Source organism: Clostridium sp. CAG:265 (assembly GCF_000436575.1).
In the GTDB taxonomy this organism is placed as follows: Bacteria; Bacillota; Clostridia; order Clostridiales; family Clostridiaceae; genus Clostridium; species Clostridium lentum.
In genome coordinates, this window is the sequence record NZ_FR886619.1 from 22262 (window position 1) to 46404 (window position 24143).

Sequence of the window (24143 nt, forward strand, 5' to 3'; positions counted from 1 at the left end):
CTCCAGAACATTACAGCCTTCAATATGCCAAGAAATATGATTATGAAGATTTTTATGAAAAGGAATTTACCATAAGGGCTATGATGGGATATCCTCCTTTTGGAAGAATATTATTAATTAATGGTATTGGAAAAAATGAAGATGAATTGAAAAAACAGATGATTTTTCTAGGGAAAAAGGTTAAGGAAAAAGCTGAAGAGTTTGGAGGTTTAGAAGTTTTAGGCCCAACACCTTGCATAATATATAAAATTAAGGAAAATTATAGGTGGCAGATTATTGTGAAAGGTGAATTTTCATCAAAGTTTTCAAAAAGTATTAAGGATTTACTTTATGATAAGGCAAATAACGTATATAATGATATAAGAGTAAGTATGGATATAAATCCGAATAGTTTAAGTTAGGAGGAATAAAATAATGGCAATTAGAAATATAAGGGTAAAAGGTGACGAAGTATTAAGAAAGAAATGTAAGCCAGTTGAAGCAATAGGCAAAAGGGAAATGATTATTCTTCAAGATATGGCAGATACTATGTATAAGGCTGATGGTGTTGGAATAGCAGCGCCTCAAGTTGGTATTTTAAAGAGAATGTTCCTTGTAGATATTGGTGATGAAAACGGACTTATGGTATTTATAAATCCTGAAATACTAGAAGTTTCAGGAAGTCAATGCGGAGATGAAGGATGCTTAAGCTTGCCAGGTGAATCACATGAAGTGGAAAGACCTAATTATGTAAAAGTTAAAGCTTTTAATGAAAAGGGAGAAGAGTTTATCCTTGAGGGAGAAGAACTTCTTGCAAGAGCAATACTACATGAAAATGACCATTTAGATGGTATATTATATATAGACCACGTTAAATAAGAAAGGAATAAAGAGAGATATGAAGATAGTATTTATGGGTACTCCGGATTTTGCAGTTCCTTCTTTAAAAAGATTGATTGAAAAATATGGAGTAGAAGCAGTATTTACTCAGCCAGATAAACCAAAGGGAAGAGGAAAGAAAATGGCCTTTTCACCAGTAAAAGAGGTGGCTGTAGAACATGATATTAAAGTTTTTCAACCATTAAAACTAAAGGAAGATAAAGAGACAATAGAATATTTAAAGGAGCTTAAACCAGACTTTATAATAGTTGTAGCATATGGACAGATACTTACAAAGGAAGTATTAGATATTCCAACCTATGGATGTATAAATCTTCACGCCTCTCTTCTACCTATGTATAGAGGGGCAGCACCTTTAAATTGGGTTATAGTAAATGGTGAGAAAAAGAGTGGTAATACTACTATGCTTATGGATGTAGGATTAGACACTGGAGATATGCTTTTAAAGGATGAAATTGATATAACAGAAGACATGACTGCTGGTGAATTACATGATATCCTTATGGATAGAGGAGCTAATCTTTTAGTAGATACAATCGATGGATTGCAAAAAGGTACTATTACACCTATTAAGCAAGAAGGTGAAACATGTTATGCTAAGATGTTAAATAAGGAAATAGCAAAAATAGATTGGAATTATTCTTCAAGAGAAGTACATAACTTAATTAGGGGTCTAAATCCATGGCCGATAGCGCATACAAGTTATCAAGGACAGACAATGAAAATTTATGAAAGTTCTTATTTAAATGAAGATTCAAATAAAGAAGCAGGGACAGTTTTATCTGTAGATAAAACAGGAATGAAAGTTTCATGTGGTAATGGTATATTATTAGTTAAAAAGGTGCAATTCCCTAATGGAAAGCCTTTAACAATAGAACAATATATAAATGGTAATTCTATAGAAGAAGGAATAAAGCTTATATAGATTTATCACGAAAGGAGAGTTTTGGATGTTCTATCCTTTTTATTATGACAAAACAATGTTAATATTGATTCCAGCAGTAATTATTGCTTTTTGGGCTCAAAGTAAAGTAAGTAGTACTTATAGGAAATATAGAGAACAACGTATGGCAAACGGCTACACAGGAGAACAAGTGGCTAGAATGATCTTAGATGGTGCAGGTCTTTATAATGTTCCAGTTTTACTTACAGAAGGAGAACTTTCAGATCATTATGATCCTAGCAAAAGACTAATTAAATTATCAAGAGATATTTTTTATGGAAATTCAATTGCGGCAGCTGGTATAGCTGCTCATGAAGTAGGGCATGCAATACAACATCAAAAAGCCTATAAGCCTTTGGTGTTAAGAACCAGTATAGCTACAGGGGTTAATTTTGCAAGTCAGGCATCTATGATATTATTTATCTTAGGAATATTCCTATCAATACCTAAACTAACAACTATAGGAATCATATTCTTTTCAGCTACAGTGTTTTATCAGCTTATAACACTTCCAGTTGAATTTAATGCTTCAAGACGAGCTTTAGATATATTAGAAAGCAGATCTATCCTTTTAGAAAATGAAGTATTAGGAGCAAAAAAGGTTTTAAGTGCTGCAGCGATGACATATGTGGCAGCAGCATTAATGTCAATAAGTCAATTGTTAAGACTTATATTAATAAATAATAGAAATAACGATTAAGAGGTAGTTTATGAACAGTAGAGAAATTGCATTAAATATAGTAAGTAGAGTTTTAGATGAGGGCGCTTATTCAAACTTAGTTCTTTCAAAGGAATTAAACGAAACAAATTTAGATGATAAAGACAGAGCATTAGTTACAGAATTAGTTTATGGAACAATAAGAAGAAAAAATACATTAGACACAATAATATCTAATTTTGTTAAAGATATTAAACTTATGGATAAAAAGGTTCTTAATATATTAAGAATTGCTATTTATCAAATGCATTTTTTAGATAAGGTTCCAGAATTTGCAGCATGTAATGAAGCCGTTGAATTAGCTAAATCTATTTCAGAGCAAAATGGGAAATTAGTAAATGGTATATTAAGAAGCTACACTAAAAACCCAGATGATATAGAAGTAAGTAATGGAGTAATTGATAGATTAGCATATCAATATTCATATGAACCATGGTTTATAAGAATGATTTATAAACAATATGGAGAAAAAGATGGTAAGAGAATATTAAGTGGATTAAATCAAACACCAAAAGTTACTGTAAGAGTAAATAACACAAAGTCTGATTTTGATGAAGTTTATGATAGACTTGAAGAAATGGGATATGATATTGAAGAAGGATATGCTTGTCCAGAAGCAATAATCATTAGGGGTGGAAGATCAATTGAAAGTAACCCACTATTTATAGAGGGAGCAATAACAGTTCAAGATGAAAGTGCAATGCTTGTGGCACCTCTTCTAGATTTAGAAGAAAATGATACTGTTTTAGACTTATGTGCAGCACCAGGTGGAAAAACAACACATATTGCTGAATTATTAGAAGGAAAAGGTAAAGTTTACGGATTTGATTTACATGAAAATAAATTATCTTTAATTAAAGATAATGCTGAGAGATTAGGATTAAATAATATAGAAATTAAAGAGATGGATGCAACAAAAATAGATTCTTTATATGTATCATCAGCTGATAAGGTTCTTATTGACGTTCCATGTTCAGGTATTGGAATTATCAGAAAGAAACCAGAAATAAAATGGAATAAGACAAGAAAGTCATTAAAAGAGTTAATTCCAACTCAAAGAGAAATAATGGAAAATGCATGGCAATATTTAAAGAATGGTGGAATTATGATTTATTCTACATGTACACTAAATAAAGAAGAAAATGAAGATAATGTTGAATGGTTTGTAAATAAGCACAAAGATGCACAAGTTGAAAAAATATTCTTAGGAAGTATGGATAACTTTGTGTATAATTCAGATGGATCATTAACAATACTTCCAAATGAATATATGGATGGATTCTATATTGCTAAGATAGTTAAGAAATAGCAGGTGGACATATGTTAAATTTATTAGATTATACATTAGATGAATTACAAAGCTGGATGAAGGAAAATAATGAACCGGCATTTAGAGCAAAACAAGTATTTTCATGGATATATAAAAAAGTATATAATTTTAATGACATGAATAATATTCCAAAGTCACTAAAAGAAAGGTTAGAAAATTCATTTATCATAGATATGCCAAAGATTGAGCGTGTATATGAATCATCAATAGATGGAACCAAAAAGATATTATTAGCTTTTAAAGATGGAAATTTAATTGAATGTGTTCTTATGAAGTATAAGCATGGAAATTCAATTTGTATTTCAACACAAGTAGGATGCAGAATGGGATGTAAATTTTGCGCTTCTACTTTAGGAGGAAGAATAAGAAACTTAACTGCAGGTGAAATTTTATCTGAGATAATGGTGGCGCAAGATTATTTAGGAGAAAGAGTTTCCAATATTGTACTTATGGGAAGTGGGGAGCCTTTAGATAACTATGATAATGTTGTTAAGTTCTTAGAGCTTGTTAATGCTGAATATGGACTTAACATAGGTCAAAGACATATAACACTATCAACATGTGGAATAGTACCAAAGATATATGAATTAGCAGATTTAGAACTAAGTGTCACTTTAGCTATCTCGCTTCATGCTTTTAGCGATGAAAAGAGAAGAGAGATTATGCCTATTGCAAAAAAATACTCTATTAGTGAAATACTTGAAGCTTGTGAGTACTATATAAACAAGACTGGCAGAAGAATAACTTTTGAATATTCACTAGTGGCAGGAGTAAATGATGGTAAGGAAGATGCAAAATCTCTTTCTAAACTTGTAAAAGGTATGCTATGTCATGTTAACCTTATTCCAGTAAATGAAATAAAGGAAAATACATTAAAGAGGCCATCAAAGAAAAATATATTAGAATTTGAAGAAATTTTAAAAGATAATGGAATAGAAGTAACTGTCAGGAGAGAAATGGGAACAGATATCAATGCAGCTTGCGGCCAGCTAAGGCGAAGTTATTTAGAAGAAAATAGATAGTGTATTTGGAGGAACAGTATGGTTGGAATTAAGAGTGATGTTGGCAATGTAAGAGAACTAAATGAAGATTATGCAGCATTTATTGAAGATGAGCGATTTAAAATTTATTTAGTTGCTGATGGCATGGGGGGACATAATGCCGGAGAAATTGCTAGTAATCTAGCTGTAAAAAGTATAATGCGCTATTTGATGGAGCATTCAGAAGAAAATGAAGATCTTCTTTTGAATTCAGTTAAATATGCCAATAATGAAATATATGAAATATCTCAAAAAAATGATAAGTGTAAAGGGATGGGGACCACAATTACAGGTTGTTTTATTAAAGGAGATATAATTCAAGTGGTAAATGTAGGGGATAGCTGCTGTTTTTCTATTAAGGGTAATGAAATAAAAAAGGTTACGAAAGATCATTCTTGGGTACAAGAGCTCATAGATGCTGGAGCTATAACAGAAGAAGAAGGAAGAGTACATCCGAAAAAGAATATTATCACTCGAGCTTTAGGAACTAATTCATCGGTGAAAATAGATATATTTAATATTGATAAGAATGAAAGTAGCATGTTTTTATTATGTTCTGATGGGCTATCCAATGAGGTACAAAAAGAAGAGATGGTTGAAATAGTTAATAGATATAAAAACGTTAATGAAGCATGTGAAAAGTTAGTTGATTTAGCTAAAGCTAGAGGGGGAAAAGATAATATTACTGTCTTGCTATTTGGAGGAGAGGTGTAAATATGATTGGAGAAATATTAGGTGATAGATATGAACTTATTGAAATAATAGGCGAAGGCGGAATGGCTATTGTTTATAAATCCAAAGATAAAAAGTTAAATAGATTAGTGGCTGTTAAAGTATTGAAAAAAGAATTTTCAGATAATAAAGACATTGCAGAAAAGTTTAAGAGAGAAGCAACAGCAATAGCAAATTTATCTGATACTAATATTGTTAATGTTTTAGATGTAGGTCATGAAGAAAAAGGCAACATAGATTATTTTGTTATGGAGTATGTAAGCGGAAAAACATTAAAGGATCTAATTGTTTATAGTGGAAAGCTAAATTATACTACAGCAATAGAAATTGCTATCCAAATAGCCAAAGCATTAGAGTGTGCTCATAGAAATAATATTATTCATAGAGATATTAAGCCACAAAATATTTTAGTTACAGAAAATGGTGATGTCAAGGTTACTGATTTTGGAATTGCTAAAAGTTCTACAGCATCAACAATAACTAATACAACAACAATTATGGGGTCTGCCCATTATTTATCTCCAGAGCAGGCAAAAGGAACATTTATCGATGGAAGGTCAGATATTTATTCATTAGGTATTGTTTTATATGAAATGCTAACAGGAAGACTTCCTTTTGATGGAGAATCACCTGTGACAATTGCTTTAAAGCACATACAGGAAGAACCTGTGCCACCAAAAGGTATTAATTTATCAATACCAGATAGTTTAAATACATTGGTTTTAAAATGTATGGCAAAAGAAGCTAGTGATAGATATGATAATATAAAAGAATTAATGGTGGATTTGCAGAAAATTAAGGATAATCCTAATGCAATTATTAATGGTAAGGCAAGTGCATATGACAGCAAAACAATAATAATGACTCCTATAAGTGAAAAACAAATGAATACTACCAAAGTAGATAAGGCTCAGGCTAAGGTTGTTAATAGCTCAGTTGTTGACGATGATTATGATGAGTATGATGAATATGATGGTGATGAATATGAAGAAGATGACGATGAACTAGAAAATATTCCTGTAAAGAGAGCAAAAGAAACAACGGTAAATAAGCAAAGAAAGTCAAGGAAGGGAATAATTATAGGAATTATAACAATAGCTATACTAGCTATTATGGTACCTTTTGGTATGTATTTTACTGGTGGAGCTAAGGAGGTTTCTATACCTAAAATAGTTGGATTATCACAAGAAGAAGCAGAGAGTGCGTTAAAAAAAGCAGGTTTAGCTTTGCAAGTTGATTCAAGGAAATATGATGAGAATTACAAGGAAGGGTATATAATATCTAGTAATCCATCTGAAGGAACAGTGGTGAAAACTAATACTACTGTAAAAGTAGTTGTTTCTAGCGGTGTAGAAAAAGTAAAAGTACCAGATGTAAGAGACTTAAGTAGTGAGGCAGCAGTTAGTGCATTAGAAGATAGAGGGCTTGTAGCAACTCTTTCATATGATTATAGCGATACAGTAGAATATGGATATGTTATTAGTCAATCAATAAATAAGAATCAAGAAGTTGAAAAGGGTAGTAAAATTTCTTTGATAATTAGTTTAGGAAAAGAAGTAAAATGGGTAACTGTTAAAAATGTTATAGGATATAATCAAAGTGAGGCAGTAGCAACTTTAGAAAATCAAGGTGTTAAAGTGACTATTAACACTGAAGATACATCAAATGAATCTGAGAATGGAATGGTTATTAATCAATCAGTTTATGGAATTGATGTTAAAGTTGGAACAGCAGTTACACTTACTATAGGGAAATATGTTGAGAAATCTTACAATGTTTCTGAGTATGTGTATATAGGTCAATCATTATCTGAAGCTATAGCAGCTTTAGAAAGTGCAGGACTTTCATATCAAATAAGTGGTACTGTGTCAGGTGATGATTATGTTAACTATTCAATAACAGGATACACTCAAGAGGTTAAGAAGAATGAAGCTGTAAAGCTAAAGGTAAAGAAGAATCCATCTGGAGGCACAACAGGAAATACTTCCAGTGATACAACAGGTGAAACTAATAGTGGGGAAACAAACTCTTCAGAAGAAACAGATGATACTGGAACGGATGCATCTACTGATGCTCAATATACTGAAACAACTGTAGGAGTTACGGATATATTTCCTTCAAAATTTAACTAGATAATAAAAGATTGCACTATGTGCAGTCTTTTTTACTTAATAATAAAAAACAATTGCATTTTTTTATATAAACTGTTTATTATAGATATGAGAGTAAAAAAGATGGAGGCATCATGAAAGGAAAAATTATTAAAGGAATAGGCGGATTTTATTATATTAAAACTGAAGAAGGGATAATTGAATGTAAGGCTAGAGGGAAATTTAGGCATAGAGATATGAAGCCTATGGTAGGAGATGATGTTGAAATTACTTTTGAGGGAAGCAAAGGAGTAATAGAAAACATATATGATCGAAGCTCAGAACTTATTAGACCTACAGTAGCTAATGTAACTCAGGCATTTGTTGTATTTTCTATAAAGAATCCAGATATCAACTTTGACTTACTAAATAGATTTTTAGTATTATGTGAGCATAATAATATACATGCTATTGTATGCTTGAATAAAGTTGATTTAGTAAATTATGAAGAAAAGGAAGAAATAAAGGATAAGATAAATGCAATTGGCTATGATGTGTTATATATAAATGCGAAAAATGGTATTGGAGTAGAAACTTTAAGAGAAAAGATAAAAAATAACGTTACCGTATTATGTGGACCTTCAGGAGCAGGAAAATCTACACTAATAAATACTCTAAAAGAAAGTTATCATATGGAAACAGGAGAAGTTTCTGAAAAGATAGGTAGAGGAAGACATACAACAAGACATAGTGAGCTTATAGATGTTCAGGATGGATATATAGTAGATACTCCAGGATTTTCAACTTTAGAAGTTACTTTTATTGAAAAGGATGATCTTAAATATTGTTTTCCAGAATTTGAGGAATATAATAATAGTTGTAAATTTAGAGGGTGTTTACATTATAAGGAACCTAACTGTGCAGTAAAGAATGCAGTTGAAGAAGGATACATAAATAAATTGAGATATGAATTTTATATAAGAACATTAGAAGAAATAATGAATTGGAGGAAGTATTAATATGGTTAAAATAGCACCGTCAATATTATCAGCAAATTTTGCAGAGTTAGGAAGAGAGGTAGAAAGACTAAGTAATGCAGGAGCAGATTTTATTCATATAGATGTAATGGATGGACAATTTGTTCCTAATATTTCTTTTGGAATGCCGATAATTAAGGCCATAAGAAATAAAAGTGATAAAGTATTTGATGTTCATCTTATGATAGAAAATCCATCTAAGTATATAGATGATTTTATAGATGCAGGAGCAGATATAATAACAATTCATTATGAAAGTGAAAAACATTTAGATAGAACTATAGAATATATTAAAGCTAAAGGAAAAAAAGCTGCAGTTGCACTTAATCCAGCTACACCTGTTCATTTACTTAAAAATATTATTGCCAACCTTGATATGGTATTAATAATGACTGTTAATCCAGGTTTTGGAGGACAGAAATTCATTGAATATACAATTGATAAAGTAAAAGAAGTAAAGGAAATGAGCATAAAATATAATGAGAATTTGATGATTCAAGTTGATGGTGGTATTGATTCTTCAAATGTTCAAAAAGTAATAGATGCAGGTGCTAATGTTATAGTTGCTGGATCAGCTGTATTTAAAAATGATGTAATTGAAGAAAATATAAAAGCTTTAAGAGGAATATAGTGAAAGTTCTAATTGTAGGTGGTGGAAATGAGCCATCAGGAAAATTACTAGAAGATTATGCTAAAAAAGTTGATAAGATAATAGGTGTGGATAGAGGATGTTCATATTTATTAAAAAATAATATTTATCCTCACTATATTGTAGGAGATTTTGACTCTATAAATAGGGATGATATTAAAAAGTTAGAAATTGATAGTATAAAAAAATTTAAGTATAATTGTGAAAAGGATAGTACTGATTCAGATATTGCTATGGAAATAGCTTTAAAGATGGAATTTGCAGAAATATACATGATGGCTATGACAGGCAGTAGACTTGATCATAGTTTTGCTAATCTAGGACTGTTATCTAAAGCTAATAGTGCAGGAGCAAAAGCATATATCATAAATGAAACAAATAAGATATATTTATTAGAAGAAAGTTCTAAAATTAAAAAAGATAATTCTTATAGATATATTTCATTTTTAGCATATTGTGATAAAGTAGAAAATTTCAATATAAAAAATGCTAAGTATGATTTAGAAAATTATACGTTATATCTTGGAGATAATAGAACTGTATCAAATGAGTTTTTAGAAGAGGACATTGAAGTGGAATTTACTAAAGGAAAAATTTTAGTTATTTTTTCAAAAGATTAATATAAAAAATAATCACCTTACATCGTTATCTAGCATAGAATAGTTAATGGGGTAAGGTGATTTTTTTTGGAGGTGAAGGGTTAATGAAGATAATTGCTATTAAATTGCCTAAATTTCTGTCATGTATAATAAAGTTCTTTAGGAGAAAATAAAAATACATAGGAGGAGTGTTGTAACTTATATGACTTTTAAAAAAGTATAATAAAAAATGCAATTGATTCTATCAATTGCATTTTTTATTTGAACTTATATTGCTCTTTCAACCTTACCAGATCTAAGGCATCTTGTACATACATGAACTGTTTTTGGTGTTCCGTTAACTAAAGCTTTTACTCTCTTTATGTTTGGAGCCCAAGTTCTCTTAGATTGACGGTGAGAATGGCTGAATTGTGTTCCAGAAACAACACCTTTATTACAAACTTCGCATCTTCTTGCCATTAAAAAACACCTCCTTATATTTGAAGATTATATCTCTTCAATAGGACGAAATTAAGTTTATCAAAATTTAATATAAAATGCAATAGAAAAATAAAAAAAAATAAAAAAATGATAATAAAAGATGTAAGATATATCTAAATACATACAAATTTACTTGAATTAATACATTATCTAATATACAATAACCTTATGGAAATGAAATAAGGAGGGTTTTGCATGATAGGATATTCAAATAACCTTGGAAATATACATTATTCAGAAGAAGTGCTTGCTAAGATAGTAGGTTTATCAACAATGGAATGCTACGGTGTTGTAGGTATGGTATCAAAAAATGCTTCTGAAGGCTTATGGGAATTAATGAGAATTGAAAGTTTAAGCAAAGGTGTAAAATTAAATTTTACTGAAGATGATAAATTGAACATTGAATTATTTGTGATGGTTGAGTATGGAACTAAAATATCAGTAATAGCAAATAATATTATTCAAAAAGTACGTTACAGTGTTGAAAATTTTACTGGATTAAAAGTTTCTCAAGTTACGGTAAATGTTCAAGCGGTTAGAGTCTAGGAGGGAATAGGATGAAATATCAAAAAATAAATGGCCATGACTTCTACAATATGGTTGTTAATGCTAGTAATAGGCTATTAGAGGAAAGTGATTTTGTTAATGCACTAAATGTTTTTCCTGTACCTGATGGAGATACAGGAACTAACATGTCAATGACCTTTAAAGCAGCTGTAAAAGAAATTGAAAACCTAAATTCAGAGTCTATAGGAGAAACTTCTAAAATACTAGCAAAAGGTGCTTTAATGGGAGCAAGAGGGAACTCTGGAGTTATTCTTTCTCAAATTTTAAGAGGGATTTCTAAAGGCTTAGAAGGAAAAACAGAAGTTGATGGAAAAGAGCTTGCAGTAGCTTTTGAAGAAGGAAGCAAAGCAGCTTATAAAGCTGTTATGAGACCAACAGAAGGTACTATACTATCAGTAATAAGAGCAGCAGCTGAATCTGTAACAAATGTAGAAGAAAGAAATATAATAGCAGTTATGGAAACAGTTGTTACTAATGCTAAGATAATGCTAGATAAAACACCAGATTTATTACCAGCTTTAAAAAAAGCTAAAGTTGTAGATTCAGGTGGAATGGGATTATATATCATTCTTCAAGGAATGCTTGATGCTCTAAAAAATGATATAAAAGCAGAAATAAAAGATGTTGCAGTAAAATCAGCAGGAGCTACAGGTGCTGCTTCAACTGAAGATGTAGATATAAAATTTGGTTACTGTACAGAATTTATAATATTAGGAGATGCAGCTAAATCTAAAGAATTCCAAGATAAGATTGAAAGTTTAGGGGATTCTATGATAGTAGTAGGTTATGAAGATGTTATAAAAGTTCATATACATACTAATGATCCAGGTAAAGTATTATCAAATGCTGTACAGTATGGTGAACTTTCAAAGATAAAGATTGATAATATGAGAGAAGAGCATAGAGAAGTATTAGCTCTTAAAAATGAAGAGGCAGCTAGCGATGTTCAAAAAGAAGTTGCACCAGCTGAAAGCAAAAAATATGCATTTATTTCAGTGGCAATGGGAGATGGAATCACTAGAGTATTAAAAGACCTTGGAGTTGACTACGTAATAGAAGGTGGTCAGACTATGAATCCATCAACACAAGATATGATGGAATGTATATCAAAGCTTAATGCTGATCATATTTTCATATTACCGAATAATAAAAATATTATTATGGCTGCAGAACAAGCAGCAGAAATATCAGATAAAGATGTTAGAGTTATTCCAACTAAGAGTATTCCACAAGGAATTACAGCAATAACTATGTTTAACTATGAAGCAGATGTTGATGCCAACGAAGAAGCTTTAAAGGAAGCATTAGAAATGGTTAAAACAGGTTCAGTTACTTATGCAGTAAGAGATACTGAAATGGATGGAATAGAAATTAAAGAAGGAAATATGCTAGGTTTAGTTGAAAGTAAGATTAAAACTGTAGGTGAAGATTACTTTGAAGTAGCTAAAGAAGTATTAGAATCAATGATTGATGAAGATAGTGAGCTTATTACTATTTTCTATGGAAAAGATGTTGATGAAAACAAGATGGAAGAATTCATTGATGAATTAGAAGAGAAATATGATGATTTTGATGTTCAATGTTATAAAGGGGATCAACCATTATACTACTTCATAATGTCAGTAGAATAATAAAAGGTAAAGCACAAGGAGCAGGTCTTCTTGTGCTTTAATGTTAATTAAAAAATAGACTATTATTGAGGATGTGATGTGATGGATGTTTCAAATGATGTTTCGATATTAAAAGGCGTTGGTCCTAAACTTTTAGAAAAATTAAATAAGTGTGGAATATTTACCATAATGGACCTTTTATTATATTTCCCTAGAGACTATGAATTTCTAGGGAATAATGTACCGGTGAATGAAATAAGTAATGATGAAAAGAATGTCTTGACTTGCTTTTGTATGGGCTGTTGTGGAGATGTAAGGACTAAGACAGGAAAGTATTTGACTACCATAAGATTTAACTATAATGGTACGATAATTGAAGGTAAGTGGTTTAATCAAAGATTTATTAAAAATACCTTTAAAATTGGTGAAAAATATGATTTAATAGGTAAGTTTAAAAAGGTAGGAAATAAGATTGAGGTTGTTAACCCTATAGTAGGTATTAAAGTAGCTATGGAAAATGAAATAGTTCCAAAGTATAGCTTAAAGGAAGAATTAACAGATAAAATTCTAATTAAACTTATTTCTAATTGTTTAGAAAATATAAAGATAAAGGATAATCTTCCACAGGAAATGATTGATAAATATAAAATGGTGGATTTAGATTTTGCTGTGAGGAATATACATTTTCCTTCTGGAAGAAACGAACTAGAAAAAGCTATCATCAGATTAAAATTTCAAGAATTATTTACGTATTCTATGAAACTTCTACTTTTAAAAAGAAAGTTAAAAGTAGAAAATGGAATATCTTTCCCATGGGTAAAGGAGCTAGGTGATTTAAAAGCAGCTCTTCCATATAGTTTGACAGAGGCACAGACTAGGGTAGTGAGAGAAATATTAAGAGATCAAAAGAGTTTATTCCCAATGAATAGGTTAGTGCAAGGTGATGTTGGTTCTGGGAAGACTGTAGTAGCTCTTATAGCTATTTTTAATGTGGTTAAATGTGGTTATCAAGCAACGCTTATGGTTCCTACAGAAATACTAGCAAGTCAGCATTATGAAGAAGCAAAGAAACTTTTAGGACCTTTTGGTATACATATAGAACTGCTTACAGGTAGTACTTCTGCAAAAGAAAAAAAAAGGATAAAGGAGATTATTACTACAGAGACACCTATGGTGGTAATAGGAACTCACGCTTTAATACAGGAAGATGTGGATTTTAAGAACTTAGGACTTGTTGTTACTGATGAGCAACATAGATTTGGTGTTGAACAGAGAAATAGACTTATTAATAAAGGTAGGAGACCAGATGTGTTAGTTATGACAGCAACTCCTATACCAAGAACCTTAGCTTTATATGTATACTCAGATCTTGATATTTCGGTCATTGATAAGCTTCCACCAGGAAGAAAGCCTGTGAAGACAGAGTTTTATAACGGTGACCATAGAATGCTAGCATATGATTTGGCTTTAGATGAAATTAGAAAAGGAAGACAGGTATATATTGTATGTCCTCTTATAGAAGAAGATGAAAAATTATCGTTAAATTCTGTGGAAAAATTATATGATGAATTAAGGGTTGGAATATTTAGAGGGATAAATATTGAAATATTACATGGGAAGATGAAGCCAAAAGAAAAAGATGAAATAATTAATAGATTCAAGAGAGATGAAACGAAAGTTATAATTTCTACAACAGTAATTGAAGTTGGGGTAAATGTACCTAATGCATCAGTTATGATCATAGAAAATGCCGAAAGGTTTGGTTTAGCTCAGCTTCATCAATTACGAGGAAGAGTTGGAAGAGGACAGTATGAATCATATTGTGTTCTTACTGGTAATGCCAAAACCGATAATACTAAAAGAAGAATGGAAATAATGACTGAATCTACTGATGGATTTTATATTTCTGAACAAGATTTAAAACTTAGAGGTTCAGGAGAGTTGTTTGGTCTTAAACAAAGTGGTGATGAAGGGTTTGTTTTGGCAAACCTTTATGATGATGTTAAAATTCTTAGATGTGCAAGAGAAGAAGGAAAGATGCTATTAGAGTCAGAAGACCCTAACAAGGTTAAATTGTGTAGAGATATAGCTTACTCATTAGAAAGATGGAGCAAGTATATATGCTTTAACTAATAAAAAAATTGTTTATAGAAATGTTATATGATAAAATGGTAATGTTAAACTAAAGGAGGAGTGTTAATGAGAATTATAGCAGGAAAAGCAAGAGGACGTAAATTAATACCTCCAGCGACTATGGAAACAAGACCTACACTAGATAGAGTGAAAGAAGCTATGTTTAATACAATTCAAAACCATATATTAGATGCAGTGGTTATAGATGTATTTGCAGGAACAGGAAGCTTAGGTCTTGAATGTGCCAGTAGAGGAGCAGCAGAGGTCTATCTAATCGATAAGAGTCCAGCTACATTTCCATTACTAAAACAAAATGTGGAAAATTTAAGATTTGAAGATTGTAGCTATCCGTTAAATATGGATTCATATGAGGCGCTTAGAGCTTTGGCTAAAAAGGGAAAAGTGTTTGATATTATATTTATAGATCCTCCATATTGTAAAGAAATGATTCCAGAAGCAATGAAAATAATAAAGGAACATAAGTTATTAAAAGAAGAAGGAATTATAGTAACTAAAATTGATTCTATTGAAGAAATATATGAAGGTTATGAAGATATAGTCTTGACTAAAAGTAAAAAGTACGGAAATACAACTGTATGTTATTATAGAGTTGATTCTAAATTAGAGTAGGAGAAGGATATGAGAGTAGCAATTTATCCAGGAAGCTTTGATCCAATAACCAATGGGCATTTAGATATTATCCAAAGAGGATGTAATATTTTTGATAAAGTTATTGTAGCGGTTCTAATTAATATAGATAAAAAAGGGTTGTTTACAATAGGAGAAAGAGTGGAGCTAATTAAAAAAGCAACAGCTCATCTTGAAAATGTAGAAGTAGTAAGTTTTAATGGCTTATTGGTAGATTTGGCTAAAGAGTATAATGCACGAGTTATTCTAAAAGGATTAAGAGCAGTATCAGATTTTGAATATGAGCTACAAATGGCACTTATGAACTCAAAACTTGATCCAGATATTGAAACATTGTTTATGATGACATCTATAGAATATTCATATCTTAGTTCTTCTTCTGTAAAGCAAGTGGGGAAATTTGGGGGAGATATATCAGGGCTAGTGCCAAAGGAAATTATTGATATGGTTAAAATAAGATTAAAATAAAGTTTTATTTTGGAGGGAGTAATTTGAATAAGGGAAAATTAAATGTTATGGAACTGTTAGAATATCTAGAAGAGGTACTAGAAAATGCTCCTAAAATTCCAATAACAGGTAAGGCGATGATTGATACAAAGGAGTTTGAAGAAGTAATTGAGCAAATTAGAAATTACCTACCTGATGAGCTTAAAAAAGCTAAATGGGTAATGGGTGAGAAGGATAAAATTCTTGAAAATGCTCAAAAGGAGTATCAAAACGTGAAAAAAGAAACTATGGAAATGATGAGGAAAAATATAGAAAATCATGATATGGTTAAGGAAGCAAAGATTCGTGCAAATGAAATTATTGGCTTAGCAAAAAGAGATGCTAAAGCAATAACACTAGGTTCTAGAGAATATTCAACTGAAATATTATCACAGCTTGATAATGAAATAGAAGAAAAGAAGCTACAGCTTATACAATCAATGCAAGAGTCATTTGAAAAAGCAGCAAAAGAAATAGAGGAAAAAATGACTAAAAGTAGTGAAACTATTAAAGAAAACATAAATGAATTAAGAAATATGTAACCTCTTAAATAATATATTTGTAAGTTTTACTATTAACGGAAGTAATAGTAATGCATAGGTAAAGAAAAGTAATTTATTAGTGGTGTAATAAGAATGAATATATATAGATGATGTAGTTTCTGTACTAATAAAAATGCTAGAAAAAATAAAGGTTATTATGAAGCTAATTATCCCTTGAATAAATTTTATAAAGGAATATTTCTTAAGTGAAACATTGAATTTACCTGTAAAAGAAGAAATTTGACCAATTATAGATAAGCCTGAAAATGAGCAGATAAAGCTTATAGCACTGAGTTTAAAGATGATTGATGAAGAAATAGAAGTTAAAATTTTGCAACCATTTGTATATTCAATGGATCCTAGAAAAATTCCGTATAATGAATTAGGTGATAATGATAATAGCTTTTCAACATTATTAAAAATGATATTTATTAAGGAATTGTTTTTTATTATACCTATAATGATAGAAAATATAATTACAAAGGCACCCACTTGTAAGGTGGTATTAATTGCATTTTCAATGGATGTTTTTATTATTATTCCAAAATTGTAGGAGCCGTCAGTTTTTAAAGGATACTCATTAGAATTATTAAATTCATGAGTATTTTTTTTTGTAAAAAAACCTATTATTAAAGGGGCAAGATAATTTCCCAGTAAAAGTATGAAGCCGTACTTGATATTTCCTAGCATAGCAGCACCTACAGAACCTATTAAAAAAATTGGGCTGGCGTTTGAAGCAATATTTAATAGTCTTAAATATTCTTCTTTTGAAATATAGCCAAGTTCATAAAGGTCACAACAATATTTACAACCAAGAGGATAACCACAGAGTAGACTTGCAACAATAGGGAAAGATGAGCAATTAGATAATTTTAAAGGCTTACATATAATTGGACCTAGGATATTTGAATAAAATGAAATGCCATCATAATGAATGATAAGATTACATATAACTGAAAAAGGAAAAATTGTAGGTAAAATGGCTTTTATAACCAAATTTAATCCTGTAAAAGTAGATTGCATGCATGTGTTTAGATTTATGATAAAGAGTATTATAAATAAGGTAATAAATATAGTAATTATTTGATTTTTACTTAATTTAAGAAGCTTTATAAGTATTATTGAAAGAATAATTATTAAAAGCCATAAGATAGAAATTGTATACATAGAAGTCCTCCTATTAATGAAGAATAAAATATATATATATAATATTTATATGCTTATGGCTTTACAATATTATTATTTTATTATTGGACTGATTAAATAATCAGAATTTGCTTTAAGTTTTGAATTTAAAATTGAATAGGCTTTAGTTGCAGCGATATCCAGTTTTAATAGTGGATTTTCAGTGTTTTTAGGAAGCTTAGTAATTAGTGGTATGCTACTTTTCTTTTTTATAAGGCTCAGAATTTCTCGTCCTTTTTTATTAAAAGCTAGGACTCTAACATAATGATATTTTTCTAAATTCATTTTGGAATAATCTTCTTTATAAAAACCAATGTAAATTTGTGTAAGAATTCTAGCTATCTTTGTATATGTATATCTTTTGCTTTTAATATTTAAAATCAAATCATCTAAGGAAGTGCTATTTTCAATTTCTTTTGATATTTTTTTATCAATACCTTCCTTGATTTCTGAAATATTGTTAAAATTTATACAATTAGTGGTTATTAGATACTTTATATATTGAAACATACTTTCTTCAAATGTAAATGGATAATTTGAATTTTTAAGTTCACGTAAAATATTAAATGATTTCTCTGGCATAGCATCTTTAATAAAAGTAATATCATTTTTATTTTTTAAAGCTTCTCTTATGGATGTTGCAGAAGAGAAGGAGGTAGAAAGTAATTTATCATTATAGCTAGAACCTTCCCGTTTTAATGTAAAAGGAACTATTGGACTATTAAGTTTCAAAATAGCTTTAATATATTCAATTCCTAATATGTTATTAGAAGAAGAAATGATATTTTCAATATAGTTATCATTGGTAAACTCTATTAGGGCTAGTTCTCTAGCTTTGGCAAAGGTTAATCCAGAGTTTATATTTCTTTTTAAAATTTCTTTAAATTCCCAAGGTTCTTCTACGAGAGTTTGTGCAATTTTAGTCAAAGATTTAATATCGCCACATTCTGAACCGAAGAATAGATTATTGACTATTTCTAAAGAATTTAAGATTGATACAGAACCATATGCAAAGAATTCAGCTGAAGAAACAGCATAGTATGTAGGAAGTTCTATAACAAGATCAACGCCATTTTCTATAGCCATTTGGGCTCTTTTCCATTTATCTATTATGGCAGGACCACCTCTTTGCATAAAATTTCCGCTCATTATGCAGATGACACCATCGCATTTGGTGTTTTTTTTGCACTCTTGTAAATGGTGCATATGTCCATTGTGGAATGGATTATATTCAGTGATAATACCTGTAATATTCATTAGAAAGCTCCTTTTAAAAAAATATAAAAGTATTATAGCATAACATCCTCATAAATTGATAAAAATAAAAGATATATTAAAAATATTTGAATTTTTAGAAAATTCAAAAGATAAAGAAATAATCTATTTTTAGAAATTTAGTATTGAAAAATATGTACATATAGGAGTATATTATATGATGAAGATTGAGTTCGTATCACTTGAGAAAGGGGAAAGATAATATGGAACTTATGAATAAATTATGGGCTGCTGCTAAAGCAGATAAAAGAAGAATAGTTCTTCCAGAAGGTGACGAAGAAAGAACTATAAAAGCTACAGGGAAGATAGTTGAGCTAGGATTAGCTAGACCAGTACTTGTAGGAGATGAAGACGTAATAAGAAGCAAAGCAAAAGAGCTTGATGTTAATCTTACTGGAGTTGAAGTAATAGATCCTAATAAATCAGATAGATTAGAAGCTTATATCAATGCGTTCTATGAATTAAGAAAAAACAAAGGCATGACAATTGAAAAGGCTGACAAAATTGTTAGAGATCCATTATACTTTGGTACAATGATGGTTAAGTTAGATGATGCTGATGGAATGGTTTCAGGAGCAGTTCATACTACTGGAGATCTATTAAGACCAGGTCTACAAATTATAAAGACTACACCAGGTGTTTCTGTTGTATCAAGTTTCTTTATAATGATGGTTCCAGGTTCAGTTTATGGTGAACAAGGAATGTTATTATTCTCAGATTGTGCTGTTAATCCAAACCCTACATATGAACAATTAGCAGCAATAGCAATAGCTACAGCAGATACAGCTAAGAATCTTTGTAAGGTAGAACCAAGAGTTGCGATGTTATCATTCTCAACAATGGGAAGTGCTGATCATGAAATGGTTGACAAAGTAAGAAAAGCTACAGAATTAGCTAAAGAATTAAGACCAGACTTATTAATTGATGGTGAATTACAATTAGATGCTGCTATAGTACCAAGCGTAGCTGCACAAAAGGCTCCAAATAGCCCTGTTGCTGGAAAAGCAAACGTATTAGTATTCCCAGATTTACAAGCTGGAAATATTGGATATAAATTAGTTCAAAGATTTGCAGGAGCAGAAGCTATTGGACCAATGTGTCAAGGATTTGCTAAGCCTATTAATGATTTATCAAGAGGATGCAATGTAGATGATATTGTTAACGTTGTAGCACTAACAGCAGTTCAAGCTCAAGCAAAATAATATAGATAAATGTTCAAAGCACAAGGCATTTTATAGTATTAAAAAAATTTATAGACATTTATAGTGAGGTGTTTTTTATGAAGGTATTAGTTATAAATTGTGGAAGTTCTTCATTAAAGTATCAATTAATCGATATGGTGAATGAAGAAGCATTAGCTCAAGGGTTAGTTGAAAGAATAGGAATTGAAGGTTCTGTTTTAACTCAAAAGGTTGAAGGAAAAGATAAATATATCGTTAAAGAAGAAATGAAAGATCACAAAGATGCTATCAGATTAGTTTTAGAAGCTTTAGTTGATGAAAATAATGGTGTTATCAAGTCAATGGATGAAATTTCAGCTGTTGGACACAGAGTAGTTCATGGTGGAGAAAAATATAAAGAATCTGTAGTTATTAATGATGAAGTTAAAGCTAACATAGAAGAATGTTTTAAATTAGCTCCATTACATAATCCAGCAAACATGATAGGTATAAAGGCATGTGAAGAATTAATGCCAAACACTCCAATGGTAGCTGTATTTGATACTGCTTTCCACGGAACAATGCCAGAAGATGCATACCTTTATGCATTACCATATGAACTTTATGAGAAAGATGGAATAAGAAAATATGGTTTCCATGGAACGTCTCATAAGTATGTTTCTCAAACTTGTGCAGAAGTTATGGGAAGAGATATAAAAGATTTAAAAATAATCACATGCCACTTAGGAAATGGTGCAAGTTTATGTGCTGTTAAAAATGGTGTATCTGTTGATACTTCAATGGGATTCACTCCGCTTGAAGGTGTAGCAATGGGAACAAGATGTGGTAACATCGATCCTGCTATAGTTACTTTCTTAATGAAAGAAGAAGGGTTATCAGTAGATGAAGTAAATGATTTACTAAATAAAAAATCAGGAGTATTAGGTATATCAGGAATCAGTTCAGATTTCAGAGATATCGAAGATGCTGCATTTAACAAAGGTAATAGAAGAGCTCAGTTAGCCCTTAGAATATTTGAATACAAAATAAGAACTACAATAGGTGCATACGCAGCAGCTATGGGTGGTGTTGATGCTATAGTATTTACAGCTGGTGTTGGAGAAAATGGACCAGAAACTAGAGAAAAATGCTTAGAAGGATTAGAGTTCTTAGGAGTAGAAATAGATAAAGAAGCTAATAATGTAAGAGGTAAGATAAGAGAAATTTCAAAAGCTGGATGTAATGTTAAAGCATTTGTTATTCCAACTAATGAAGAATTAGTAATTGCAAGAGATACTTTGGAGTTAATTAAAAAGTAATAATAAATTGCTTGACTTTTATAGACACACTTTATATAATAAATTGTGTTTGAGCGATAAATGGCTCAAACAATAAATCTAAGGAGTGAAAAAGCTGCTTTGCTCGAGCTGTGCTAGGCACAATATATTAAATACGTTTAATATGAGGAGATATAATCCAGAGTTAAGATTATGATTATAAAATTTTCAGATTTACTTGCTAAAGGAAGTAGAAATAAAGAAATTAAGTTATCATTTGAATTCCAACCTGTAAAATTTGAAGGTGAGGAAATTAAAGCAGTTTCCATGGTTGATGTAAATGGCCAAGTTAATTCAAAAGATGAAATTCTTGAATTAAAGGCTCATATTAAAACAAATTTAGAACTTACATGTTCAAGATGTTTAGACACCTTTATCTATCCAATAGATGTTGATATAGAAGAAAGGTTTACAAAAAGTAAAGAACTTCAAGATGATGAAGAACTTATTTTTGTAGAGGATGATACATTGGATATCATCCAAATCGTAGAAAATTGTATTATTTCAACCTTACCTATCAAAAGACTTTGTAAGGAAGACTGTAAAGGTCTGTGTTCACAATGTGGAACTAATAAAAATGTTAAAGAGTGTCAATGTGATAATTTTGATGTAGATATTAGGCTTGCAAAGCTTAGGGAGTTGTTTGGGGAATAAGGAGGTGTAATAATGGGAAATCCAGCTAGAAAGACATATAGAGCAAAAAGAGATTCTAGAAGAGCTCAAACTTTTAAGTTAAGCTTACCAGGAATAGTTGAATGTCCACAATGCCACGAAATGAAAATGGCTCACAGAGTTTGTAAAAACTGTGGATTCTACAAAGGTAAAGAAGTTGTTGCTTCAACTGAACAATAGAAAGAAAGTCTTATGACTTTCTTTTCTTTATATACAGAATTTTTTTAAAGGAGTGAGAATGATGAAGATAGCTATAGATGGAATGGGTGGCGATAATGCACCAGCAGAAATTGTCTCAGGAGTTATAAAGGCTCTAGAGGAATTTAAGGATATAGAATTTTATATAACTGGTCCGGAAGAGTCTATTAAAAAGGAAATTGCTAAAAATAACTATAGTGGTAATAATATTATTGTTATTGATGCTAAGGAAGTAATCACTACTAATGAACATCCTGTAATGGCAGTTAGAAGAAAAAAAGATTCAAGCCTTTGTAAAGCTTTAAACTTAGTTAAAGAAGGAATTTGTGATGCAGTAATTTCAGCTGGTAGTACGGGGGCATTCTTAGCAGGGTGTACTTTCATTGTGGGAAGGATAAAGGGGATTAAAAGGCCAGCATTAGCTCCTGTTATGCCAGGGAAGAATGGAAGTTTCATAATAGTTGATGCTGGAGCTAATGTTGATAGCAAGCCAGAATACCTTGTTCAATTTGCACATATGGGAAAGGAATACTATAAAGGTGTTTTAAATGGAGAAAATCCTTCAGTAGGATTAGTAAATATAGGTGAAGAAGCAGAAAAGGGAAATGATCTCACAAAAGAGTCATTTAAACTTTTATCAGAAGAAAAATTAAATTTTGTTGGTAATATAGAACCAAGAGAGATAACAAAAGGTGATGTTAACGTAATAGTATGTGATGGTTTTGCTGGTAATACAATACTTAAGATGTATGAAGGTACTGCATCTACAATTATGAAAGTAATAAAAGAAGAAGTGATGGCATCAGGTATTGTTTCCAAAATAGGAGCAGTATTATTAAAGCCTGTATTTAATAATATAGCAAAGCGATTTGATTATAAAGAATATGGTGGAGCGCCTTTCTTAGGAGTAGATGGTATTTGTATAAAGGCTCACGGAAGTTCAGATGCTAGAGCTTTTAAAAGTGCTATAAAGCAAGCAAAAATATTTTACGATAATAAAGTTTTAGACAAAATAAAAGAAAATATATAAAATTAAGTAGTTTATGGTGATAAGATAAATTTTATAGTGTATATTGACGTATGTTATAATATATAATATTATCTAAATGGGCATAGTGAGGAGGTGAAGTTATGTTTGAAAAGGTAAAAGCTTTAATAGCAGATAAATTAAGCATAAATGAAAATGAAATTACTATGGAATCAGCATTTATTGATGATTTAAATGCAGATTCATTAGATATAGTTGAGCTGATAATGGCTTTAGAAGATGAACTTGATATGGAAATACCAGATGATGAAGCGGAAAAGTTCGTTACTGTTGGTGATGTAGTTAAATTTATTAAGGCACATGTTGAGGAATAAATAAAATCCCGCAGTATTTGCGGGATTTTATGATATATTTAAATAAATTACGAAAAAATGAGGCTAAGTATAGTTTATTCTTGAATTTGTTTATAACGGAAGCAAGTTGAAGAATAAACTTGGAGGAGTTGTTGAAATGAAAGAATATATAGAAGAGGTTCAAAAGATTATTGGAATAAAATTTAATGAACCTAAATTATTAGTAACAGCATTAACCCATTCTTCATATGCAAATCAGCATAGGGAAGAAGAGTACAATGAACGATTTGAGTTTTTAGGAGATTCAATACTTCAGCTTACCATTACGGAGTATCTATTCTTAAACTTTAAAGATAAAAGTGAAGGACAGCTTACAAAAATTAGAAGTTTAATCGTTTGTGAAAACTCTTTATATGAAATAGGAAAATCTTTAGATTTAGGAAATCACTTAAGAATGAGTAAAGGTGAAGAGCTTACAGGAGGTCGTGAAAG

General features: G+C 30.5%; 26 protein-coding genes and 1 pseudogene. 24 read left to right on the top strand and 3 right to left on the bottom strand.

Annotated features, from left to right (window positions below; genetic code table 11):
- The 11 genes and pseudogenes from Q5O29_RS07220 to Q5O29_RS07270 form a co-directional block, all read left to right on the top strand.
- Positions 1–401, top strand: a pseudogene (locus Q5O29_RS07220) (primosomal protein N'); the annotation flags it as partial.
- 13 nt (positions 402–414) lie between these two features.
- Positions 415–858 (top strand): peptide deformylase, encoded by a 444-nt coding sequence (gene def, locus Q5O29_RS07225; protein WP_022212292.1) that lies wholly within the window; start codon positions 415–417, stop codon positions 856–858.
- 19 nt (positions 859–877) lie between these two features.
- Complete coding sequence (gene fmt / locus Q5O29_RS07230) at positions 878–1804, top strand: methionyl-tRNA formyltransferase (protein ID WP_022212293.1); 927 nt, start codon at positions 878–880, stop codon at positions 1802–1804.
- Between the two features lie 25 nt (positions 1805–1829).
- Entirely contained in the window at positions 1830–2522 is a 693-nt protein-coding gene (locus tag Q5O29_RS07235) for a zinc metallopeptidase (RefSeq protein WP_022212294.1), read from the top strand.
- Between the two features lie 10 nt (positions 2523–2532).
- Positions 2533–3849 (top strand): 16S rRNA (cytosine(967)-C(5))-methyltransferase RsmB, encoded by a 1317-nt coding sequence (gene rsmB / locus Q5O29_RS07240; RefSeq protein WP_022212295.1) that lies wholly within the window; start codon positions 2533–2535, stop codon positions 3847–3849.
- 11 nt (positions 3850–3860) lie between these two features.
- On the top strand, positions 3861–4892 hold the full coding sequence (gene rlmN, locus Q5O29_RS07245) for a 23S rRNA (adenine(2503)-C(2))-methyltransferase RlmN (protein WP_022212296.1): 1032 nt from the start codon (positions 3861–3863) through the stop codon (positions 4890–4892).
- A gap of 18 nt (positions 4893–4910) precedes the next feature.
- A complete protein-coding gene (locus Q5O29_RS07250; protein WP_022212297.1) occupies positions 4911–5624 on the top strand; it encodes a Stp1/IreP family PP2C-type Ser/Thr phosphatase in 714 nt (237 codons plus the stop codon).
- Positions 5625–5626: 2 nt separating this feature from the next.
- The gene (gene pknB, locus Q5O29_RS07255; RefSeq protein WP_022212298.1) at positions 5627–7774 is read left to right on the top strand and encodes a Stk1 family PASTA domain-containing Ser/Thr kinase; all 2148 of its coding nucleotides are present in this window, start codon (positions 5627–5629) and stop codon (positions 7772–7774) included.
- Positions 7775–7887: 113 nt separating this feature from the next.
- The gene (gene rsgA, locus Q5O29_RS07260) at positions 7888–8751 is read left to right on the top strand and encodes a ribosome small subunit-dependent GTPase A (protein WP_022212299.1); all 864 of its coding nucleotides are present in this window, start codon (positions 7888–7890) and stop codon (positions 8749–8751) included.
- A 1-nt stretch (position 8752) separates the two neighbouring features.
- A complete protein-coding gene (rpe, locus tag Q5O29_RS07265) occupies positions 8753–9400 on the top strand; it encodes a ribulose-phosphate 3-epimerase (RefSeq protein ID WP_022212300.1) in 648 nt (215 codons plus the stop codon).
- Entirely contained in the window at positions 9400–10038 is a 639-nt protein-coding gene (locus Q5O29_RS07270; protein WP_022212301.1) for a thiamine diphosphokinase, read from the top strand. The genes rpe and Q5O29_RS07270 overlap by 1 nt, the downstream gene beginning before the upstream one ends.
- Positions 10039–10284: 246 nt before the next feature.
- Here Q5O29_RS07270 and rpmB read toward each other — a convergent pair whose 3' ends face one another.
- Positions 10285–10476, bottom strand: coding sequence for a 50S ribosomal protein L28 (gene rpmB, locus Q5O29_RS07275; RefSeq protein WP_022168034.1), 192 nt, complete (start codon positions 10474–10476; stop codon positions 10285–10287).
- A 216-nt stretch (positions 10477–10692) separates the two neighbouring features.
- Between rpmB and Q5O29_RS07280 the strand changes: the two genes are divergently transcribed.
- From Q5O29_RS07280 to Q5O29_RS07305, 6 genes are all read left to right on the top strand, one after another.
- Positions 10693–11043: an Asp23/Gls24 family envelope stress response protein gene (locus tag Q5O29_RS07280; protein WP_022212302.1), complete on the top strand. Its 351-nt coding sequence runs from the start codon at positions 10693–10695 to the stop codon at positions 11041–11043.
- Between the two features lie 11 nt (positions 11044–11054).
- Complete coding sequence (locus Q5O29_RS07285; protein WP_022212303.1) at positions 11055–12695, top strand: DAK2 domain-containing protein; 1641 nt, start codon at positions 11055–11057, stop codon at positions 12693–12695.
- A gap of 81 nt (positions 12696–12776) precedes the next feature.
- On the top strand, positions 12777–14807 hold the full coding sequence (gene recG / locus Q5O29_RS07290) for an ATP-dependent DNA helicase RecG (protein WP_022212304.1): 2031 nt from the start codon (positions 12777–12779) through the stop codon (positions 14805–14807).
- Positions 14808–14873: 66 nt separating this feature from the next.
- The gene (rsmD, locus tag Q5O29_RS07295) at positions 14874–15437 is read left to right on the top strand and encodes a 16S rRNA (guanine(966)-N(2))-methyltransferase RsmD (RefSeq protein ID WP_022212305.1); all 564 of its coding nucleotides are present in this window, start codon (positions 14874–14876) and stop codon (positions 15435–15437) included.
- Between the two features lie 9 nt (positions 15438–15446).
- Complete coding sequence (gene coaD, locus Q5O29_RS07300) at positions 15447–15923, top strand: pantetheine-phosphate adenylyltransferase (protein WP_022212306.1); 477 nt, start codon at positions 15447–15449, stop codon at positions 15921–15923.
- A 23-nt stretch (positions 15924–15946) separates the two neighbouring features.
- Entirely contained in the window at positions 15947–16483 is a 537-nt protein-coding gene (locus tag Q5O29_RS07305; protein ID WP_022212307.1) for a hypothetical protein, read from the top strand.
- Here the strand turns inward: Q5O29_RS07305 and ylbJ are convergent.
- Entirely contained in the window at positions 16469–17650 is a 1182-nt protein-coding gene (gene ylbJ, locus Q5O29_RS07310; RefSeq protein WP_022212308.1) for a sporulation integral membrane protein YlbJ, read from the bottom strand. The genes Q5O29_RS07305 and ylbJ overlap by 15 nt on opposite strands.
- A gap of 72 nt (positions 17651–17722) precedes the next feature.
- Complete coding sequence (locus Q5O29_RS07315; RefSeq protein ID WP_022212309.1) at positions 17723–18925, bottom strand: nucleotidyltransferase; 1203 nt, start codon at positions 18923–18925, stop codon at positions 17723–17725.
- Positions 18926–19146: 221 nt separating this feature from the next.
- Here Q5O29_RS07315 and pta point away from each other — a divergent pair, with 221 nt between their 5' ends.
- From pta to Q5O29_RS07350, 7 genes are all read left to right on the top strand, one after another.
- On the top strand, positions 19147–20145 hold the full coding sequence (gene pta, locus Q5O29_RS07320; protein ID WP_186834929.1) for a phosphate acetyltransferase: 999 nt from the start codon (positions 19147–19149) through the stop codon (positions 20143–20145).
- 77 nt (positions 20146–20222) lie between these two features.
- Positions 20223–21422, top strand: a complete 1200-nt coding sequence (locus Q5O29_RS07325; RefSeq protein WP_022212311.1) for an acetate/propionate family kinase — start codon at positions 20223–20225, stop codon at positions 21420–21422.
- A 171-nt stretch (positions 21423–21593) separates the two neighbouring features.
- Complete coding sequence (locus Q5O29_RS07330; protein ID WP_022212312.1) at positions 21594–22094, top strand: DUF177 domain-containing protein; 501 nt, start codon at positions 21594–21596, stop codon at positions 22092–22094.
- 12 nt (positions 22095–22106) lie between these two features.
- A complete protein-coding gene (gene rpmF / locus Q5O29_RS07335) occupies positions 22107–22292 on the top strand; it encodes a 50S ribosomal protein L32 (protein ID WP_022168046.1) in 186 nt (61 codons plus the stop codon).
- 61 nt (positions 22293–22353) lie between these two features.
- Entirely contained in the window at positions 22354–23340 is a 987-nt protein-coding gene (gene plsX / locus Q5O29_RS07340; protein WP_022212313.1) for a phosphate acyltransferase PlsX, read from the top strand.
- 101 nt (positions 23341–23441) lie between these two features.
- Positions 23442–23672: an acyl carrier protein gene (gene acpP, locus Q5O29_RS07345; protein ID WP_022212314.1), complete on the top strand. Its 231-nt coding sequence runs from the start codon at positions 23442–23444 to the stop codon at positions 23670–23672.
- 136 nt (positions 23673–23808) lie between these two features.
- A partial coding sequence (locus Q5O29_RS07350) for a ribonuclease III domain-containing protein (RefSeq protein ID WP_302631894.1) occupies positions 23809–24143 on the top strand: 335 nt, incomplete at its 3' end.

Coding starts and splice junctions, on each gene's coding strand:
- Q5O29_RS07325 (WP_022212311.1), top strand. CDS start 20,223: ATGAAGGTATTAGTTATAAATTGTGGAAGTTCTTCATTAAAGTATCAA.
- fmt (WP_022212293.1), top strand. CDS start 878: ATGAAGATAGTATTTATGGGTACTCCGGATTTTGCAGTTCCTTCTTTA.
- acpP (WP_022212314.1), top strand. CDS start 23,442: ATGTTTGAAAAGGTAAAAGCTTTAATAGCAGATAAATTAAGCATAAAT.
- pknB (WP_022212298.1), top strand. CDS start 5,627: ATGATTGGAGAAATATTAGGTGATAGATATGAACTTATTGAAATAATA.
- Q5O29_RS07315 (WP_022212309.1), bottom strand. CDS start 18,925: ATGAATATTACAGGTATTATCACTGAATATAATCCATTCCACAATGGA.
- def (WP_022212292.1), top strand. CDS start 415: ATGGCAATTAGAAATATAAGGGTAAAAGGTGACGAAGTATTAAGAAAG.
- rpmB (WP_022168034.1), bottom strand. CDS start 10,476: ATGGCAAGAAGATGCGAAGTTTGTAATAAAGGTGTTGTTTCTGGAACA.
- Q5O29_RS07250 (WP_022212297.1), top strand. CDS start 4,911: ATGGTTGGAATTAAGAGTGATGTTGGCAATGTAAGAGAACTAAATGAA.
- recG (WP_022212304.1), top strand. CDS start 12,777: ATGGATGTTTCAAATGATGTTTCGATATTAAAAGGCGTTGGTCCTAAA.
- rlmN (WP_022212296.1), top strand. CDS start 3,861: ATGTTAAATTTATTAGATTATACATTAGATGAATTACAAAGCTGGATG.
- plsX (WP_022212313.1), top strand. CDS start 22,354: ATGAAGATAGCTATAGATGGAATGGGTGGCGATAATGCACCAGCAGAA.
- rsmD (WP_022212305.1), top strand. CDS start 14,874: ATGAGAATTATAGCAGGAAAAGCAAGAGGACGTAAATTAATACCTCCA.
- rpmF (WP_022168046.1), top strand. CDS start 22,107: ATGGGAAATCCAGCTAGAAAGACATATAGAGCAAAAAGAGATTCTAGA.
- rsmB (WP_022212295.1), top strand. CDS start 2,533: ATGAACAGTAGAGAAATTGCATTAAATATAGTAAGTAGAGTTTTAGAT.
- Q5O29_RS07285 (WP_022212303.1), top strand. CDS start 11,055: ATGAAATATCAAAAAATAAATGGCCATGACTTCTACAATATGGTTGTT.
- coaD (WP_022212306.1), top strand. CDS start 15,447: ATGAGAGTAGCAATTTATCCAGGAAGCTTTGATCCAATAACCAATGGG.
- pta (WP_186834929.1), top strand. CDS start 19,147: ATGGAACTTATGAATAAATTATGGGCTGCTGCTAAAGCAGATAAAAGA.
- rpe (WP_022212300.1), top strand. CDS start 8,753: ATGGTTAAAATAGCACCGTCAATATTATCAGCAAATTTTGCAGAGTTA.
- ylbJ (WP_022212308.1), bottom strand. CDS start 17,650: ATGTATACAATTTCTATCTTATGGCTTTTAATAATTATTCTTTCAATA.
- Q5O29_RS07235 (WP_022212294.1), top strand. CDS start 1,830: ATGTTCTATCCTTTTTATTATGACAAAACAATGTTAATATTGATTCCA.
- Q5O29_RS07330 (WP_022212312.1), top strand. CDS start 21,594: ATGATTATAAAATTTTCAGATTTACTTGCTAAAGGAAGTAGAAATAAA.
- rsgA (WP_022212299.1), top strand. CDS start 7,888: ATGAAAGGAAAAATTATTAAAGGAATAGGCGGATTTTATTATATTAAA.
- Q5O29_RS07280 (WP_022212302.1), top strand. CDS start 10,693: ATGATAGGATATTCAAATAACCTTGGAAATATACATTATTCAGAAGAA.